The organism is Microbacterium sp. MMO-35 (genome assembly GCF_037147555.1).
Taxonomy (GTDB): Bacteria; Actinomycetota; Actinomycetes; order Actinomycetales; family Microbacteriaceae; genus Microbacterium.
In genome coordinates this window covers 20,612-36,716 of record NZ_JBBCVH010000016.1, presented here as the reverse complement: position 1 = coordinate 36,716, position 16,105 = coordinate 20,612, and the positions used below count along the sequence as shown (strand labels likewise).

Below are 16,105 nucleotides of genomic sequence, written 5' to 3'. Positions count from 1 at the left end.
GCGACGTCCCACCTGCCGAGTTCGAGCAGGCGTTCTATGCTGTCCAAGCCGACCGCACTCAGCTGGTGGGAATCAAATAGCGCGAGTCTCCATCAGACCCAGGGCGCTTCACTGCCGCACAGAAGCTCGGCAGTGGGTCGCAGCTGTAGAAGGCGCCCACCGAGGGGTCTCTGCCGGGAGCTGACCGCTGCGGGTCGTCCAGAGTCCAGTAGCACTGCCGAGCGTTATCCCACCAGTCCTTGCCATTGCTACATGGGATTTCCGCCGACGCCGGCTTCGCGAACCTGTCGACGCAGCTCGTCGGCCCCGGAGTGAAGTCTGCGGGTCCAGCCCCCGGGCCCGGATTGGGGCCGGGGTTGCCATGGGTACCCGTTTCTACATTGCAGACCTGGTTGCCCGCGTCGTCGGTATGGCAGGTATTCGCAGCGGCCGGTCCCACAGCCCCGGCCACCACGAGGCCGGGGGCCAACAGGGCGGTGGCGAGGGCGCTCAGACTCCGCTTTGAATTCAGCATTGCGGCATCTCCCCATCAGCGGCCGTCAGAGACTTGTCTTCCTGGATCATCCAGGCGTGCGCGTCTGGCACGTACACAAGTACCGCTCCCACTGGGAAGCTTCCCTTCGGCACCTCAGCGTTCGCGAAGGTCACCTTTGTGTTGTCCCTGCACCCGAACAGATGAACCGCGCCGTTCTCGATCTTCTGCCCGTTGGTGCCGTTGGTCGACGACGATGCGTAGGACATCGCCCCGTTGAGCGTCCACTCGAACATCCCCTCCTTGATCGGCGAGGTCGGGCTCTTCTCCGCGGTGTCGGTCAGGACATTCCAGGCTGGGCTGCCCTGCAAAACGTATCCGCTGAGGTATTGAGCCCCGAGCGAGAGGTCCTTCTTAAAGGGGATCTGCGCCTCGAGGTAAGCGACGTAGGTCTTGTTCGCGGCGACGATAGCTTCGCCCACATCCTTGGGTGCGTCGGCCTGCGGGGGCATGGGTCGATCGGTTGCCGAGGCAACCGGCGTGCTCATTGCCGTCGGAGACGGGCTGCTGCTGCCGGTGGGCTTGGGGGTGCCCGGGTCGCACGCGGTCAGCCCGAGCACCGAGACCACGGTGAGCGTGGCGACGGAGATAGTGGTGGCGGCGCGGCGGTTCATGTCAGTTTCCGATCAGTCGTGCGGACCCGGTGGCGTGGACGGGGATGGGCGGGAGCGGGATGGGCCCGAGCATGTGTGGGAGGTAGGTCATTTCGACGGTGACTGTGACGGTGTCTCCTCCCACGGTCACCATGCCCCGGACGCCAGCGGAGGCGAGATAGTTCTGCGCTGCGGTTGCCGCCATGGGGCCGGAGATGTTGAAAGCGTCACCGTTCACGCTGGCCCCGGTCGCCGCATTCGTTCCGGCGCGAGCGGCCGATTGCGCGGTTGTCTGTGCCTCCTGGAACATCTGAACCTTGCCGAAGGAATCGACGACGAAGCCCATGAAAATGAAGCAGATGACGAAGAGACCCAGAAACCACGTGAGGAACTTCATCGGGTCACCTCTCCCTGTACGGGTCGACAGGGCTTGAAGCAGTCTTCTTGACGGTGAAGAACCCAGGCAGATTCATGCCGGGGAAGACGAGATCGCCATACGACACGGTGCACGTGACTTCCGCGGATACGGTGCCTGCCTGTCCCAGCCCGGTGCTCAGCCCGTTGCCGTAGACCCGGACGTCGAGTGACGTACAGGTCACGTTGCTGCCCATCGCGATCCGCGCGGCGGAGACGGCGTGAGGGACGGCATCCACGCCGCGCGACAGCGAAGCGTCGCGAGCCGCGGCCGCGGCCGCGGCCTGGACGGTCTTCTCAACGACGCCTGCCCGTCCGAACACCAGGATCATGCTCAACAAAGTGATGCTGATGACGGTCAGGATCGTCCACGCCGGGAGGTCCTCGATGTCTCCCCTTTCGTCACGGAGGAGCCGCCTGAGACGGGTGATCATTGCGCAGGCACCCACCTTTCTACCGGCCCCGTCAGCGTGGACGTGACGGGCGGCAGCTCGACCCCCGGCAACGCTGACGCCACACGGCCGGTGACCGTGACCGTGACGGTGTCGACGGTGCGGGTGATCGTGATCTTCGCATCGCGAAGTGATCCCGGGAGCCCGTCGAGGAGCTGCTGCGCTGCCGCGACACCCGCGTCGTTGTTCGACTCGTAAGCGCGGGCGACCGTGTAGGCGGACTGAGTGGCGACCTCCGACACGTTCTTACCGTTCAGCCACAGCGTCGCCTGGAACCCGATCAGCAGCAGGAACACGATGCCGAGGAGCATGACAGGCGTACCCGCCCACCCCTGGTCATCCAGGAGGCGCTGTAAGAGCCGCCTCCCGCGTGCCGGCGGCGTCCGAGTTCCCATGTTCAACCGGGAAGGTGGCCAGTGATGAACGCTTGCCCCCAGGGGGTAAGGATGGCGACGAGTGCAAGAGCAGCAACCGCTCCGCTCACGGAGAGGATCGCCTTCCAAGGGAGGTCTTCCAACATGATGTGTTCCTTTCGATTGGCCTTACAGGCTGAAGAAGCTGAACACTGCCGGGAGCATCACGAGGCCGATGATCGGGATCAGCGTCATGAACACCGGCGTGTGGGTGCGACGGGTGGCTTTGGCGGCGGCCGCCTTGTCTGCGGCGTCGACGAGCTTTCGTAGCTTCTCGTCCGCGGCGATCAGTTGGTCGCGCAGGCCGACGCGTGCTTCGGAGAGGCGCATCATGCGTCCGAGCTCGCCGAGAGATTCGATCTGCACCTGTTCGCCGAGCCTTTCGATGGCATCCCACTTGCTCGTGCGGGTGATCTCGGCCTGAGCGTATTCCCGCCGGATCCTCTGGAACACCCAGGTGTCCGACACTGTCGCGGCGTTGCTCAAGGCGCTGTCTGCCGTGGAGTTGCCGAGCAGGGCGACGGCGACGAGCTTGAGGTAGACGCTCACGAACCGGGTGAACTCGCGGCGGGCGTCGGCCGCTTTCGCGCGAACTTGGCTGTCGGTGGCCATCCACATGATGAATCCGGCGAACGGGCTAGCGAGCAGCGGCAGCGTCACGGGCTGGCGTACGACCAGCTGCAGGAACAGGGACAAGACGACAGGTGCGAAGAAACCGAACAGGGCGAGCTGGATCTTGCGTGCGTAGAAGCGGGACACGGGGATCTCGAGCAGCTCGAGGTCGCGAGTGGGCGGGCCGAGGAACTTCACCTGTGGGATGTGCTGTGCGAGCCAGCTGCCCGCACGGTCCCACCGCGACAGCGGCGCCGCCGTCGTGGGCGCGATGACCGCAGCTTGCCCCAAACGTGCGAGCGCGTCACCGCCGTGCACGGTGCGTGGCGCGTACGTCAAAAGCAGCAGCGCGAGTCCGATACCGACCAGGAGGCCAGGAAGAGCCAACAGGAGGGGGTTCATGACAGCTCTCCGCGCTGGAGGATCCGGGGCAGTACGACAGGACGCGCGAGGGCCTTCGCCCAGATCATCAGCAGCAAGAACACCCCGAGCACGATCGTGAGCGCGATGGCGCCCACGGGAGTACGGAAGAACTGCATCTGCGGGCTCGAGGCGGACAGGAGGATCCAGGCGAGAGCCAGCCCCATGATGGCGGTCATCGTGATCATGGTCTGACGGGGCTTGGCGAGCTCAGCCTCGGTTTCGAGCTTCTGCTTTGCCTGCGAGCTGAGATTGTCCGCCACGCCCGTAAGCGCCGTAGAGAGTCCGCCGGCATTGAACTCGGCCGCCTGAATCAGGTAGATGACGACCTCGTCGGAGTAGATGTTGTCCAGATCATCCGCGAAGGCGTGGAGTGCGTCGGCGGTTGACCACGTGGTGCTCATCCGCGCAACAAGGCGGTTCACGGGCTTCTGCAATATCGGCGGGGCGCTGCCCTGGGTGATCGTGATGACTTCACGCAGGGTGAACGCTCCCGTCTCCGAGGTGCTCGCGAGTGATCGTGCCCACGTCTCGAGGCCCAGTACCAAGTCCCGCTCATGAATAGACGGTTTCCCGAGGAGCACGGGGAGGCCGATCATCGCAGTCGGCCCGAGGAGGACCATCACCGGGAACCCGGTGATCGCTGCCGCAAGAACGCCAAGAACCAGCCCGATCACGAAGTTCACGCGGGTTGTCTTGCCCAACCGCTTCCAGCGCGTCGTGAGGCTGGGCTTCTTCGGCTTCGGCGGCTTGGCCGGCGCCGGCCGGAAGTAGGTGATGAGCAGCACGATCCCGCCGGCGACGATTCCGCCGGCGAGTGCCGCGAGGAGGTTCATCCCAGCACCTCTTTGTTCCAGTCGTAGCCGAGTCGGCGCAGGGGCTTTGCGAGGCGTGTGGAGGGTTTCTCCGGATTAGTCCAGTCGTCCAGGTCAGGGTCGTACTCGAAGAGCAGGGCCGCCATCGGTTCCCTCGCGTCGTTCGGGACGACTTCGGCAACTTGGGTGACGACGCGACGGCGGGTGCCATCTAGGTTCTCGATGAAGTCGATGTAGACGATGAGGTCGATACAGCGGCCGATCTGGCGCAGCGGGACAACATCGCTGGAGAGACCGAGCTCACCCATGAGCACGTCCGCGAAACGGTGGATCGCGTCGTCTGCGCTGCGGGCATGGATGGTCGACATCGATGCGCGTCCGGCTTCCATCGCCTGGAGGGCGATCGGACCCTCAATGCTCTTGATCTCGGCGAACAGGATGATCTGGGCAGAGGCACGCAGGGCCATGTCGAGGCACTTGGCCAGCGTGAATCCTGCGTTGCTGTCGGCGCCGGCAGACTGGGGAGGCACGTACTGCAGGTCCTGGACCTGCCAGTGCCTGTGCTCGACTTTGCCCAGGTACAGTTCGTGCTCGGTCTCGATGGTTGCCACCTTCTCCTCCGGAGGGAGGGTGGAGGCAAGAGCGCGAAGCATGGTGGTCTTCCCCGCACTGGGGTACCCGGCGACGAAGATGCAGCGGTGTGCGCGAGACGCGGCAGCGAGAAACTTGGCCATCTTCGTTGAGATCGTCCGCTTCCTGATCAGGTCTTCGAGGCTGACGTCGACAAGGTTGTGCATGCGCAGGGTGAGGTTGGTGGCGGAGGTGATGCCGACGCCTGTGGCCGAGAGCCGGGCGCCTCCGATGTCGAGGTCGATGTGCCCGGAGGGCTTGGCGAACGTACGGCCGCGGTAGGAGGCGATCTCGGCGATCATGTCCTCCAAGTCCTTATCGCTGTCCGCGATCGGAGAGCGCTTTTGCCTCGTGCCGTCGGTCTTAGTGACGACGACGTTCTTGAACCCCACGACAGAGACATCTTCGATATCGGGCTCGCGCAGATATTGGCTGATCCGCCCGTAGCGGTGCGCCTGGTCGAAGATCGCCTGTGCGTAGTGCGCCCGCTTGGACTCGTTCCAGTCGTGATCGGCGCCCTTGGCAGCGGTGTCGGTGGTGCTGCGTCGCTCGATGATGCGCTCGATCTGAGCCCAGGTGCGCTCCTCTGCGTCGGTCTCGGGGGATGCCGAGGCGACCGCGACATCAAAGGAGCTGCGCGGGCGACCAGCGGTGTCGTCGGAGATCTCCAGTTCCCGCGTGAGGGTGCGCACAAGCGTCCAATCAACGTTGAGGAACCCGACGGGGCGGCTCTCGGTGGCCTCCCGCCGGCGTGAGGGTGCGTCCGAGGGTGAGCCTAGGGCGTGGTCGGACTCGCTGGGGACCTCATCCTCGTCGTCAACAATGTGCAGCGGCGGACGGAAACCCCCAGTCATCACGTCCAGGAGGTGACGATTTTCGCGTCCCCGGGAACTCGGGGTGGGCGCTTCCGACTGGACAGGGGATCTTAGAAGGTCACCGAAGAAGGGGCTGGTCGAGATCTCGATCTCGGGCTGATCGCGCATCAGCTGACACTCCTCTGGTCGCGGGTGCTCAGGGACAGGAGGTCCTGCACGAGACGGCGGATCGCACTTCGGTAGCCGTTGCGGGAGGGCTTCGAGTCGGGCTGGCCATGGGAGAACACCGCGGCGCCGGAGGGGTCGAACGGGAGGGTACCGATGACGGGGATCAGGTGAGTGGAGAAGTCCCTTGCCGGGACGCCCTGCGCGGCAGGCGTGTTCAGGAGGATCCAGTACCGCTCCCCCGCGAGGGCCCGGGTCCGGGTCGCGAGATCTGGCAGTTGCAGGCGCCGGTGGGCTCGATTGAGGTCGATCATCGTCGACGACATGCCGAGCAGGACGCGGTCGGCGGTGTCGATGATCGCCAATCGGGAGTCGTCGACGCTCAGGTGCCCCAGGTCGATGATCACGTCGATGCCGGCATCGCCGAGCTCGACGAGCAGGCGAGGGAGCTTGGCCCACAGCCCGTGGACGCCATCCGCGACCGCCAGATTCACGAACCCAGGGATGACCCACATCTTGTGCCCATCCGGGATCACGGGGATGGGCCTCTCCAGGGTCGGCTGCAGCTCGTGCATGGCGATCGAGATCCTGAACGCTGGGCTGAGGAGGTCCTCGACCTCGAGCACATTCCGCGAAGCAGCGAACGCCAACTTCTCGATGCCGCCATCACTCGGCAGAAGGTTCGCGCGGAAGAATCCGGGCATCATCGTGGACACCGCCCGGTTGTCCGCCTCGATGAGGAGGACCGGACGTCTCCAGTGCACTGCCAGCGCCGACGCCACGGTGGTGACCCCCGGGGCACCGGCGACACTGGCCAGAGCGATGACGGTCACTGGGAGTCTCCAGGAGCGAGGTAGAGGGTAAGGCTGCCCGCGGCACCCCTACTGGCCACGTTCGGCGCAACCTGGGGGGAGACATAGACATCGACCACGACGTCGTTCGTGTTCGGAACGGGCCGGATCTGCGAAACGACGGCCGGGACGGTCTCCACGGCCGTGACATCGACGGGAGCCGCGCCCTGTGCGGGCACGGGCACCAGGACGACGTTGTCCCCAGCGTGGAGAGTCTGAGCTGGAAGCTTGGCGGGGCCGAGAGTCATACCGACGAGAGCCTTGCCGTTCGGAACCTGGAGATGGTCGGAGATGGACGACATGGTCACGAGTGCGCCCGCGGGGAGGTCAGTTGTCGCGACTTTGCCGAGGATCTGATCGGCCTTCGCCTGCGGGATCGCCGTGGAGTCCTGCCCTGCGGCGATCGACAACGTGGTGAGGTCGTCCTGCACGATCGTGTGGCCGCGGACGATCGCGCTCTTCGCCACCCACACCTGCGTCGCGTTCGACGCGTTGACGAAGATGAAGTAGCTCACGACCATGCCCAGAACGATGAACGCGGCAGCGATGACGCCTCGGGAGGCCGGTGCACGGGTACGAACGGGCTTGACCTCGACGGCCTTGCCAGTGGAGCGCCCTGCCGTCTCCTCTGTGCTCTGGCTGGGCCTGTCTTCCGTGATCATCGCATCGTGTCCTTCCGAGAGACATCCGCTACCTACAAGGGGCGGTCCCTCACGACGCGAACCGACAACTGGCCCGAATCTCGATGCCCCCCGACGATCACGTCCAGACTATGCACTTCGCGGAACAGATAAATAGATCTCGACCAAAAATTGGTGTGCACGACCCCGAAGTAGGGTTTGTCCGGGGTCGTCATCCAGATTCAGGTGACGCCTTGCCAAGGTGGACTGCCCTTAAGCGGTCGCGACATACGCGGCCTTGAGCTTTCGGCGGGCGCGAGCGACACGGGCGTTCACGCAGTCGACCGTCACACCCAGCTCTACGGCGATGTCTGTCTGGCGCTCCTCCTCGATTGCCACCCGCGCCAACAGCGCGGTCTCGTCGCCCGTGAGCACTCCCGCGCGCCTTGCCCAGGTGAACAGTCTCAGAGCAAGGACCTCGAGCGCGGGGGCCGGCTCCTGCCACACGCCAGTCACTATCTCCAGCACCTCGTCACTGACCGGTGAGGTGCGGTCAGCGATCAGTTCGTCGTTCTTCGTCTTCGCAGGCGCGAGCAGCCCGATCAGTCCCATGGTGAGGTTCGAGAAGACCTTCTCGTGAAGATGCATCTTGGTCTCGGTGAAGAGGTGGATCATCTCCCATGCTTTGCCGATCGCGAGACCGACCCGATCGACGCGGTCGAATTCGCCAAGCCCTCGGACCCTGTGAGCCATCCGTTGCGCGACAGGCAGGAGTACCTGCACCAACATCCGCTCTGCCGTCTTGTCTCCGTCTCGGGTGAGCGCCAGCAGTTCGTAAAGGGCTCGGTCCTGGGCTGCGCCGCGGGACGCGCGCACCTCGTCGAACAGCTCACCACAGACGCGTACGCCCAGCGCGCCAAATTCGTGCTCACGATCGACGAGGGTGTGTGACCACTCGAGGTTGAGGCGGGTCATGAGGGGTGTGGCCTGGATTGCTGAGGACATCGGAGCTCCCGAACGTGACGGACTGATCGCCACCGACGCTCCTCAGCGAGCGTGTACTTGTGCGTGTATTCGCGGCCAAGCTTGCGCGCGGCCGCGCTCCCGATACGCCCGCAGAACCGCGGATTTCCGCGGCGTTCGCATGTATTGAGGCCGTGCGCAAGAAGTTCGCCCGTCCTCAATGTCGGTTCTGCCTCCCTCAGTGCGCCTCTTAGGGGCGGGAGGTTCGGAGCCGTATTTCGGGCGGAACGGGATCGTCAGGATGCCCGATCACGCGACGGGGCGTTCGTCCGCTCGTCTCTTCGCAACTCTGGTCCGCCGTGTCTGTCCACAGGCAGGCCGAACCGACCCGGCGTTTCGCGCGACCGTTCTGCAGAGTCGGAGCACCAATCACTGATCCGGAAGGAACCCAATGTCCATCACAGAAGAAGCCCGTGGCGAGCTTGCCCAGAGGGTCGCCTTCAGCGCTTTCGCGTACTACCCGGAGATCCACGCCGATGAGATCGCCTTTGACCTCCAGCAGGAAGTCTCCTGGTGTCTGGAGCCAGCCGCGGGACAACTTGCCGACGAAGACGCGCGCGTGGTCCGGGATCTCGTCGCCAGGACCATCATCGATCCAACCGCATACAGAGAGGTGCTGAACGACACTCTCGACAGCCTCACCGACGATGCTGATGCGGATCCCGACGGACACGGTGAGTAGGCGTGGCCGACGAAGGCGAGGCGGCAGCAAACGCGGCGCGTCGAGCGCGAAATCGAGAAACACAACGACGGTGGGAGCTGGAGAATCCCGATCGCGTCCGCGCGAGCCACCGCCGGTGGCGTGAGGCCAACGCCGAACACGTGCGTGCCTACGCGAACGAGTACAACGCGAGCAACCGCGCCCGTGTCAACGAACGTGAACGGCTCGCCGCGCAACGCCGCCGTGATGCGGCCAAGAAGGCTGCAGAGCGCCGAGAAAAGGATCGGCAGCGAGCGCGCGAATGGGCGGCAGCGAATCCTGAGCGCCTGAAGGAACGTCGCGATCGCTGGCAGGCGGCGAACCGGGACAAGGTCCTCAAAGCCGGCCGAGACTACTATCAGCGGAACAAAGAGGAGATCCTGTCCAAACAGCGTGAGCGTGCGGCCAGGGACCGGAAAGATCCCCTCAAGGCCCGAGCACAGCGAGACTACGTCGCGCAAAACAAGGATCGGATCCTCGCTCAGCAACGCGCGCGCCGTTCCACTCCCGAAGGGCGGCTGGCCGTCAACCGCGACAACCGCGAACGGAAGCGTCGGGAACGCCGCCGACAAGAACTGGGGCTCCCACCCAGGCCACGCCACCGATGGACCAAGAACGAACGTGCTGAGCACGTCGAGCAGTCCTCAGCATTCTTCGCAAGGCCCGTGACGGCATGTCGCATGCGGGAGCTGTGGCGCGAGGCCCAGGACATCGCAGCCGCCGTCGCCGCGCGCGATCGACGCGAGGAGGAGCAGTTCGAAACTCGGTGGCGACTGATCGAGATCGAGGTCGACATGATAACCCGCGCGCTCCCTCACCATGCGGATCGGATCCTTCAGCTTCCACACGGAAAGCGCCTCCGCGAGGAAGTCACCCTGGACTCCGTAGCCCGTCAGACGCGCGGCGGGGCACCATTCGACATCGACGCCGAAACACGGCACCGCGCCATGGAGCTCGCAATCCCGGCTGTACGCCGAGAAGCACGCCTCCGCGTTCGCCAAGCCCGCGATTCGCCGGGGGGACACATCTCGAGCCACCGCTTGAAGCGCGCGCAGAACAGCGAGATCACGGCACGCATTGAGGGGGTGAGCGCCACTCTCCGGGGCGCCAGTAACGCGGCGGAACAGTTCGCGCAGGAAGCGAACGCTGTCCGATCGTCCTCGACAGATCACGCTCCGCAGACGAGCGAGGCGCATCAAATCGAGCAAAAAGAGGCCCCGCCGTCAGCGAGCACTCGCCGACGCGGGCCACACCTGTAGCGAGCCTCGTCACCCCGTACCCGATCACCCGGCCAGCCCCGCAACGGCTCACTCCGTCTCCGGGCATCTCCCAGGGTTGCTTCCAATGGATCAGTCTGTGTAGTTTAATTACCTAGTTGCGGGCTATTCACACCAATGTCGGTTCCGCACACTTCTCTGCACCCCTTCTAGAAAAGGGCCGCTCCCGATGAGCGGCCAAGGAATGACGACATGAAGATCTACTGAAGGGCTAACCATGAAGATCCGGTCCATCCACCCCCAGCCCTCGTCGATGAACGTCACGCCGGCCACGACGGAGGCCAGCGAGAAGCTCTGGTACACAGAGGCCGAGTTGGCTTCGTTGCTCCGAGTGCATCCGTCGACCATCTCTCGTCGCGTTCGAGAAGGGACTCTTCCAGTCGAGCCCCTTCTCGTCGGAGCCCGCCGCGTCTACGCCGTCGCCGAGGTTCATCGCCTTGCTGGCCTACGGTCATGAGCATCGAACGAAGAGAGAGCGTAGCCGGCGTGCGGTGGCGCGTTCGACTCCATTCCGGTGGCAGGGTGATCGCCGACCAGACATTCACCACGAAGCGCGCCGCGGAAGCCTGGGAACGCCAGCAGAAGGAGGCGCTGCACAGCGGCGGCTTCGTCGCACCCCAACAGACACGTACGCCAGTGATGGAGGTCGCCGCCGAGTTCTTGGCTGCGCGCGCCGGTCAGGTCGCACCACATACGTGGCGAACCGACCGCGACAACATCGCCGCGCTGCCACCAAAATTCGCGGCCCGACCGATCGGATCAGTATCTGAGGCCGACGTGCTCGGACTCCTCACCGACCTCCTGAGCATGCGTGCACACTCCACGGTGTCTCGCATGCGAACGACCCTCTCGGCACTGTGGACCTGGGCCGTCCGCGAACGCTGGACACCCACCAACCCCGTCCGCGAAGTCCGAATGCCCTCGGGATCCGTCCAGGCTCACGACAGTGGCACCCTGACCCGCTCGGCGTTGGCGGCGATCCTTGATGCGCAGCGAGCCATATCCCCACGTGATGCTGTCATCACGGAGTGGTTGAGCCTGACCGGGCTCCGATGGTCGGAGCTGCGCGCACTGCGGGTCGCCGATCTACAGGACGTCCCGTTCCCCGCCGTGCAGGTGCTCCGCGCACAGAGCGATGGCTACGCCGAGAAGGCTCCAAAATCGGCTCGCGGCCGTCGTACCGTTCCGCTTGTCGCACGTGCGCATGAGATCGCCCAAACGTGGGCATCGGGCAAAGGTCCGGCGGTCTATCTCGCGACGAGCGCGACCGGTCTCCAGCTCCGAGGCTCATACTTTCGGCGCGCCGTCGCGTGGACGAAGACGTCGCCGGATCACACCATTCACGATCTGCGGCACTACGCGGCCAGTTCCTGGCTTCGCCAGGGGATCCCGATCAACCAGGTCGCTGCGTGGCTGGGTGACGATCCGCGAACAGTTCTAAAGGTCTATGCGCACGTTCTCGGCGAGGCGCAGGACATTGAAGCACTGCGCCGCCTGAACGCGCCGCTCCCCTCACACTCCCCTGCGAGCGCATCCGAACACGAATCGCGGGAGGAAGGAAGGCCGGAAGCATTTCAGAAAACGCTCTCTGACCAGGTAAAAAATGGCGGAGACGGAGGGATTTGAACCCTCGGTCCCCTTGCGAGGACTCCACCTTAGCAGGGTGGTGCACTAGGCCTGACTATGCGACGTCTCCAGATGTCCGGCGGGCCGAACACCAGGGACCATCCTAACGGGTCCGCAGGGGCGGCGCGAACCGAGCGCGGGCGGGCGGGCGGGCGACCTCAGGAAAGGGCACCGTGTGACGATCAGCACGCGATGCGACGATCAGCACACGGATCCCCGTCAGCACGTGTGCCGATCGTCACACGGTGTGCAGATCGTCACGTCACCGGGCACGACACTCCCCGGGGCGCCCGGCCACCGGGCTCCCCGAGCGGGCGCAGGGCGGGATCAGCCCGAGTAGCCGTTGCCGTTCGAGCAGGTCTGCTGCGCGGCCGACTGACCGGCGATGTTCTCCGGAAGCTGGACCGGGCCCGCCGTGGCGCCGGGGGTCGGCGTCGCGTTCGGGTCGGTCGTCGCCGGGTCCGTCGTCGCCGGGTCCGTCGTCGCCGGGTCCGTCGGCGTCGGCGTCGCGGAGACGACCGCGTCGTTGCGCTGCCCGGTCACCTGGATCTGCTCGTTCGCGGCGAGCGCGGCCCAGAGCTTGTCGGCGCTGTCGTAGTCGGGCACGACCTTGTTGGGGTCATCCGGATCCGCGAACACCGGATAGTTCACGAAGTTGATCTGGTCGAGCGGGACGTCCTTCATCGCCAGTGCGATCTGCACCAGCAGCGTCGGGCTCGTCAGGCTCGTGCTGGGCGTGACGTTCGACATCACCGTGTTCGCGAGCTTCAGCAGCGTGCCGGGGTTGGTGAGCACCTCGGCCGACATCATCTTGCGTGCGAGCGACGACATGTACACCTGCTGGTTGCTGCCGCGGCCGAGGTCGCTTCCGTCGCCGACGCCGTGGCGGGTGCGAAGGAACTGCAGTGCCCAGTAGCCCTGCAGCGTGTGCGTGCCGGCCTCGAGGTTCAGCCCGGTGTCGGGGTCGGACATGCCGTTCGCGATGCAGACGTCGACGCCGCCGATCGCGTCGGTGACCTTCATCACGCCGCCCCAGGTGATCTTGGCCGCGAACTGGATGTCCAGTCCGGACACCTTGCTGACCGTGCGGGCGACGCACGCCAGGCCGTTCTTCGGGCCGCCGAGCTCGAGGGTCGTGTTGATCGCCTGCTTCGACGCGGGGCTGGTGTCGTTCCCGTCCGAGTCGACGCAGGACGGGATCGGGACCATGAGGTCGCGGGGGAAGGTGATGACGGTCACACGACGCGGGTTGTCCGAGATGTGCAGCAGCAGGTTCGTGTCATTCCGCTCGCCGGCGTTCTCGGGATCCGAGCATCGGTCGCCGAACTCGGCCTTGAAGTCGTCCTCGCAGGCGTCGCTGCCAACCAGCAGCATGTTCACGCCGCCCTTGATCGCCCCGAGATCCGGCGGCACCGACTTCTCGCCGTCCAGCGTCACCGCCTTCGCGGTGTAGGTGTGGGTCAGGTCGTAGCCGATGTAGGCGGCGACCCCGAGGCCCGAGACGAGCACGACCGACATCGCGATGCCGAGGATCTTCAGGAGCTGACCCCAGGCGCTCGGTCGGCTCAACTGGCCGTGTCCGGCGACGGGGCGTCGGGTTCGGGACGTCGCGCTCACTCGGTGCCTTTCACGGATCTGCGGGTGACCCGCGCCACCCTGCGCTCACTCAGCGGAGAGTGTGGGATTCGAACCCACGGGACATTGCTGCCCACTGGTTTTCAAGACCAGGTCCTTCGGCCGCTCGGACAACTCTCCTCGGCATGCCTTCGCATGCCGAACAGGGGTCGAGTCTAACGGAGAACCGGGCGGCGCCTGATGAGCGCATCCCCATTGTGCCCGGAACGCCTGGACAGCCCCTGAACGGGGGCCCAGGTCAGCCGTCGGAAGGACGCGCCGCCAGTGGGGCGCACCGCCAGTGGGGCGCACCGCGCTCAAACCCTCCGGGCGCCCGCCGCGGGGACCGCGAGCACGATGCGCTCGATCGCGGCTGCGAGGCCGCCGTCCTCGACGTCTCCGGTGACCTCGCCCGCCGCCGCCCTGACCTCGTCCGGAGCCTGCCCCATGGCCACGGCCCGGCCGCCGAGGCCGCGCGCCCAGGAGAACATCCCGAGGTCGTTGCGGCCGTCCCCGGCGACGAAGACATGGTCGCCCGCATCGTTTCGCGCGTCCTGCACGCGGGCGAGCGCCGTGCCCTTGTCGACGCCGCGCGGGGCGATGTCGAGCCACGCGGTCCAGCCGATGGCGTACGACACCTCGTTGAGCCCCGCATCCTGCACCAGCCGGTGGAAGTCGTCCTCGTCGTGGCCGGGCGAGACCACGACGACGCGCGACACCTCCTCGACGCCGAGCTCGTCGAACAGCACCTCGCGGCCGCCGTCGAGCGTCCAGTCGTCGAGCTCCGCCGTGTACAGACGCTGACCGGATCCCAGCTCCACCATGTACCGCGCGTCGGGCAGGCGGTCGTGCAGCAGCTCCAGCACCGCGGTGGGGTCGAACGTCTCCACGTTCCAGCGCTCGTAGCCCTCGGAGGCAGGGCCGGGGATCACGTCGTCCTTGCGGCGCATCGTGACCGCGCCGTTCGAGCACACGACGTACTCGGGCCGGATGTCGAGGGCGTCCAGGAAGCGATGCGTCGCCATCCAGCTGCGCCCGGTGGCGAGCATGACCTCGTGGCCGGCGTCGCGCGCGCGAGCCACCGTGTCGACGACGCCGGGGCTCATCGTCTCGTCCTGCAGCAGGATGGTGCCGTCGATGTCGAGGGCGATGAGCCAGGGCGAGGTCATGCGTCCGCGCCCTCGGTCCCCGAGCCCGCCGAAGGGGCGCCGAGGGGCCGCAGCACCTCGAGTCCGCCGAGATAGGGCCGGAGCACCTCCGGCACCCGCACGGATCCGTCCTCCTGCTGGTGCGTCTCGAGGATCGCGACGATCCAGCGCGTGGTGGCGAGCGTGCCGTTCAGGGTCGCCACGTGCTGCGTCTTCGCGCCGCCCTCGCTCGAGCCCGCCGGGGCGGCGGGGCGGTGCCGGATGTCGAGCCGGCGCGCCTGGTACGTGGTGCAGTTCGAGGTGGAGGTGAGCTCGCGGAACGCACCCTGGGTCGGCACCCACGCCTCGATGTCGTACTTGCGCGCGGCGCTGGATCCGAGATCCCCGGCGGCGACGTCGATCACCCGGTAGGACAGCCCGAGCGCGGTGAGCATCTCCTCCTGCAGCGCGACGAGGCGCAGGTGCTCGGCCTCGGCGTCCTCCGGGGTCGTGTAGACGAACATCTCGAGCTTGTTGAACTGGTGCACACGGATGATGCCGCGAGTGTCCTTGCCGTAGGACCCGGCCTCGCGGCGGTAGCAGGTGGACCAGCCCGCGTAGCGCAGGGCGCCGCGGGTGAGATCCACGATCTCACCGGAGTGATAGCCGGCCAGGGCCACCTCGCTCGTGCCGACGAGGTACAGGTCGTCGTCCTTGTCCAGGTGGTAGACCTCGTCGGCGTGGTTGCCGAGGAACCCGGTTCCCTGCATGATCTCGGGCCGGACGAGGGTCGGCACGATCATGGGGGTGAACCCGGCGGAGAGCGCCTTGTCGAGGGCGAGGTTCATGAGCGCGATCTCGAGGCGCGCGCCGATCCCGGTGAGGAAGTAGAACCGGGCGCCGGAGACCTTCGCACCGCGCTCCATGTCGATCGCGCCGAGCAGTTCGCCGATCGCGAGGTGATCGCGGGGCTCGAAGTCGAAGGTCGGGGTCTCCCCCACACGACGCAGCTCGACGAAGTCCTCCTCGCCTCCGGCGGGCACCCCGTCGATCACCACGTTCTCGATCGCGGCGAGCGCGTCGGCGGCGACCTCGGCGGCCTCGTTCGACGCGGCCTGCGCCTGCTTCACGCGCTCGGCGAGATCCTTCGCCTGCGCGACCAGGGCGGCCTTCTCCTCCTTCGGCGCCTTCGCGACCTGCTTGCCGAACGCGTTCTGCTCGGCGCGCAGCTCCTCGAACGCCGCGAGCGCGGCGCGGCGCGATCGGTCGGCCTCGATCGCCGCATCGACGGTCTCGGGCGCGTTGCCGCGCGCGGCCTGGGACTGACGGACGAGCTCCGGCTCGTCGCGGAGAAGGGCGAGGTCGATCACCGTTCAAGTCTAGGGCGTCGCAGGACGGTGCCTCCT

The 16,105-nt window shown here is 66.2% G+C and carries 17 protein-coding genes and 2 tRNA genes; 4 read left to right on the top strand and 15 right to left on the bottom strand.

Going from position 1 to position 16,105, the window contains the following annotated elements; all coding sequences use genetic code 11:
* Positions 1-507: 507 nt before the first annotated feature.
* From WFJ01_RS18700 to WFJ01_RS18655, 10 genes are all read right to left on the bottom strand, one after another.
* The gene (locus WFJ01_RS18700; RefSeq protein WP_336629987.1) at positions 508-1,146 is read right to left on the bottom strand and encodes a hypothetical protein; all 639 of its coding nucleotides are present in this window, start codon (positions 1,144-1,146) and stop codon (positions 508-510) included.
* A 1-nt stretch (position 1,147) separates the two neighbouring features.
* A complete protein-coding gene (locus WFJ01_RS18695; RefSeq protein ID WP_336629986.1) occupies positions 1,148-1,522 on the bottom strand; it encodes a hypothetical protein in 375 nt (124 codons plus the stop codon).
* A gap of 4 nt (positions 1,523-1,526) precedes the next feature.
* Entirely contained in the window at positions 1,527-1,973 is a 447-nt protein-coding gene (locus WFJ01_RS18690; protein WP_336629985.1) for a hypothetical protein, read from the bottom strand.
* Entirely contained in the window at positions 1,970-2,302 is a 333-nt protein-coding gene (locus WFJ01_RS18685; RefSeq protein ID WP_336629984.1) for a hypothetical protein, read from the bottom strand. The genes WFJ01_RS18690 and WFJ01_RS18685 overlap by 4 nt, the downstream gene beginning before the upstream one ends.
* Positions 2,303-2,533: 231 nt before the next feature.
* Positions 2,534-3,418: a hypothetical protein gene (locus tag WFJ01_RS18680; protein ID WP_336629983.1), complete on the bottom strand. Its 885-nt coding sequence runs from the start codon at positions 3,416-3,418 to the stop codon at positions 2,534-2,536.
* A complete protein-coding gene (locus WFJ01_RS18675; protein WP_336629982.1) occupies positions 3,415-4,272 on the bottom strand; it encodes a type II secretion system F family protein in 858 nt (285 codons plus the stop codon). Before WFJ01_RS18675 ends, WFJ01_RS18680 begins: the two co-directional genes overlap by 4 nt.
* Positions 4,269-5,864 (bottom strand): ATPase, T2SS/T4P/T4SS family, encoded by a 1,596-nt coding sequence (locus WFJ01_RS18670; protein WP_336629981.1) that lies wholly within the window; start codon positions 5,862-5,864, stop codon positions 4,269-4,271. The genes WFJ01_RS18675 and WFJ01_RS18670 overlap by 4 nt, the downstream gene beginning before the upstream one ends.
* Positions 5,864-6,694, bottom strand: coding sequence for a hypothetical protein (locus tag WFJ01_RS18665; RefSeq protein WP_336629980.1), 831 nt, complete (start codon positions 6,692-6,694; stop codon positions 5,864-5,866). Before WFJ01_RS18665 ends, WFJ01_RS18670 begins: the two co-directional genes overlap by 1 nt.
* A complete protein-coding gene (locus tag WFJ01_RS18660) occupies positions 6,691-7,374 on the bottom strand; it encodes an SAF domain-containing protein (RefSeq protein WP_336629979.1) in 684 nt (227 codons plus the stop codon). Before WFJ01_RS18660 ends, WFJ01_RS18665 begins: the two co-directional genes overlap by 4 nt.
* 231 nt (positions 7,375-7,605) lie before the next feature.
* Complete coding sequence (locus WFJ01_RS18655; protein WP_336629978.1) at positions 7,606-8,307, bottom strand: hypothetical protein; 702 nt, start codon at positions 8,305-8,307, stop codon at positions 7,606-7,608.
* Between the two features lie 439 nt (positions 8,308-8,746).
* Here WFJ01_RS18655 and WFJ01_RS18650 point away from each other — a divergent pair, with 439 nt between their 5' ends.
* From WFJ01_RS18650 to WFJ01_RS18640, 4 genes are all read left to right on the top strand, one after another.
* Positions 8,747-9,037 (top strand): hypothetical protein, encoded by a 291-nt coding sequence (locus WFJ01_RS18650; protein ID WP_336629977.1) that lies wholly within the window; start codon positions 8,747-8,749, stop codon positions 9,035-9,037.
* A gap of 2 nt (positions 9,038-9,039) precedes the next feature.
* Positions 9,040-10,314, top strand: coding sequence for a hypothetical protein (locus tag WFJ01_RS18645; RefSeq protein WP_336629976.1), 1,275 nt, complete (start codon positions 9,040-9,042; stop codon positions 10,312-10,314).
* A gap of 235 nt (positions 10,315-10,549) precedes the next feature.
* On the top strand, positions 10,550-10,789 hold the full coding sequence (locus tag WFJ01_RS19110) for a helix-turn-helix domain-containing protein (protein ID WP_442928070.1): 240 nt from the start codon (positions 10,550-10,552) through the stop codon (positions 10,787-10,789).
* The gene (locus tag WFJ01_RS18640) at positions 10,786-11,958 is read left to right on the top strand and encodes a tyrosine-type recombinase/integrase (protein ID WP_336629975.1); all 1,173 of its coding nucleotides are present in this window, start codon (positions 10,786-10,788) and stop codon (positions 11,956-11,958) included. Before WFJ01_RS19110 ends, WFJ01_RS18640 begins: the two co-directional genes overlap by 4 nt.
* On the opposite strand, the gene WFJ01_RS18635 is transcribed toward WFJ01_RS18640, so the two are convergent.
* The 5 genes from WFJ01_RS18635 to serS all read right to left on the bottom strand — a co-directional run bounded on the left by WFJ01_RS18635 (position 11,937) and on the right by serS (position 16,069).
* A tRNA-Ser gene (locus WFJ01_RS18635) sits at positions 11,937-12,028 on the bottom strand. The genes WFJ01_RS18640 and WFJ01_RS18635 overlap by 22 nt on opposite strands.
* A gap of 257 nt (positions 12,029-12,285) precedes the next feature.
* Positions 12,286-13,575 (bottom strand): LCP family protein, encoded by a 1,290-nt coding sequence (locus WFJ01_RS18630; protein ID WP_336629974.1) that lies wholly within the window; start codon positions 13,573-13,575, stop codon positions 12,286-12,288.
* A gap of 53 nt (positions 13,576-13,628) precedes the next feature.
* Positions 13,629-13,713, bottom strand: a tRNA-Ser gene (locus tag WFJ01_RS18625).
* 176 nt (positions 13,714-13,889) lie between these two features.
* A complete protein-coding gene (locus tag WFJ01_RS18620) occupies positions 13,890-14,741 on the bottom strand; it encodes an HAD family hydrolase (RefSeq protein WP_336629973.1) in 852 nt (283 codons plus the stop codon).
* Complete coding sequence (serS, locus tag WFJ01_RS18615; RefSeq protein ID WP_336629972.1) at positions 14,738-16,069, bottom strand: serine--tRNA ligase; 1,332 nt, start codon at positions 16,067-16,069, stop codon at positions 14,738-14,740. The genes WFJ01_RS18620 and serS overlap by 4 nt, the downstream gene beginning before the upstream one ends.
* Positions 16,070-16,105: the final 36 nt, after the last annotated feature.

Bases quoted from the DNA above. Each gene is read 5' to 3' on its own strand.
- WFJ01_RS18700 (WP_336629987.1), bottom strand. From the start codon at position 1,146: ATGAACCGCCGCGCCGCCACCACTATCTCCGTCGCCACGCTCACCGTG.
- WFJ01_RS18695 (WP_336629986.1), bottom strand. From the start codon at position 1,522: ATGAAGTTCCTCACGTGGTTTCTGGGTCTCTTCGTCATCTGCTTCATT.
- WFJ01_RS18690 (WP_336629985.1), bottom strand. From the start codon at position 1,973: ATGATCACCCGTCTCAGGCGGCTCCTCCGTGACGAAAGGGGAGACATC.
- WFJ01_RS18685 (WP_336629984.1), bottom strand. From the start codon at position 2,302: ATGCTCCTCGGCATCGTGTTCCTGCTGCTGATCGGGTTCCAGGCGACG.
- WFJ01_RS18680 (WP_336629983.1), bottom strand. From the start codon at position 3,418: ATGAACCCCCTCCTGTTGGCTCTTCCTGGCCTCCTGGTCGGTATCGGA.
- WFJ01_RS18675 (WP_336629982.1), bottom strand. From the start codon at position 4,272: ATGAACCTCCTCGCGGCACTCGCCGGCGGAATCGTCGCCGGCGGGATC.
- WFJ01_RS18670 (WP_336629981.1), bottom strand. From the start codon at position 5,864: ATGCGCGATCAGCCCGAGATCGAGATCTCGACCAGCCCCTTCTTCGGT.
- WFJ01_RS18660 (WP_336629979.1), bottom strand. From the start codon at position 7,374: ATGATCACGGAAGACAGGCCCAGCCAGAGCACAGAGGAGACGGCAGGG.
- WFJ01_RS18655 (WP_336629978.1), bottom strand. From the start codon at position 8,307: ATGACCCGCCTCAACCTCGAGTGGTCACACACCCTCGTCGATCGTGAG.
- WFJ01_RS18650 (WP_336629977.1), top strand. From the start codon at position 8,747: ATGTCCATCACAGAAGAAGCCCGTGGCGAGCTTGCCCAGAGGGTCGCC.
- WFJ01_RS19110 (WP_442928070.1), top strand. From the start codon at position 10,550: ATGAAGATCCGGTCCATCCACCCCCAGCCCTCGTCGATGAACGTCACG.
- WFJ01_RS18640 (WP_336629975.1), top strand. From the start codon at position 10,786: ATGAGCATCGAACGAAGAGAGAGCGTAGCCGGCGTGCGGTGGCGCGTT.
- WFJ01_RS18620 (WP_336629973.1), bottom strand. From the start codon at position 14,741: ATGACCTCGCCCTGGCTCATCGCCCTCGACATCGACGGCACCATCCTG.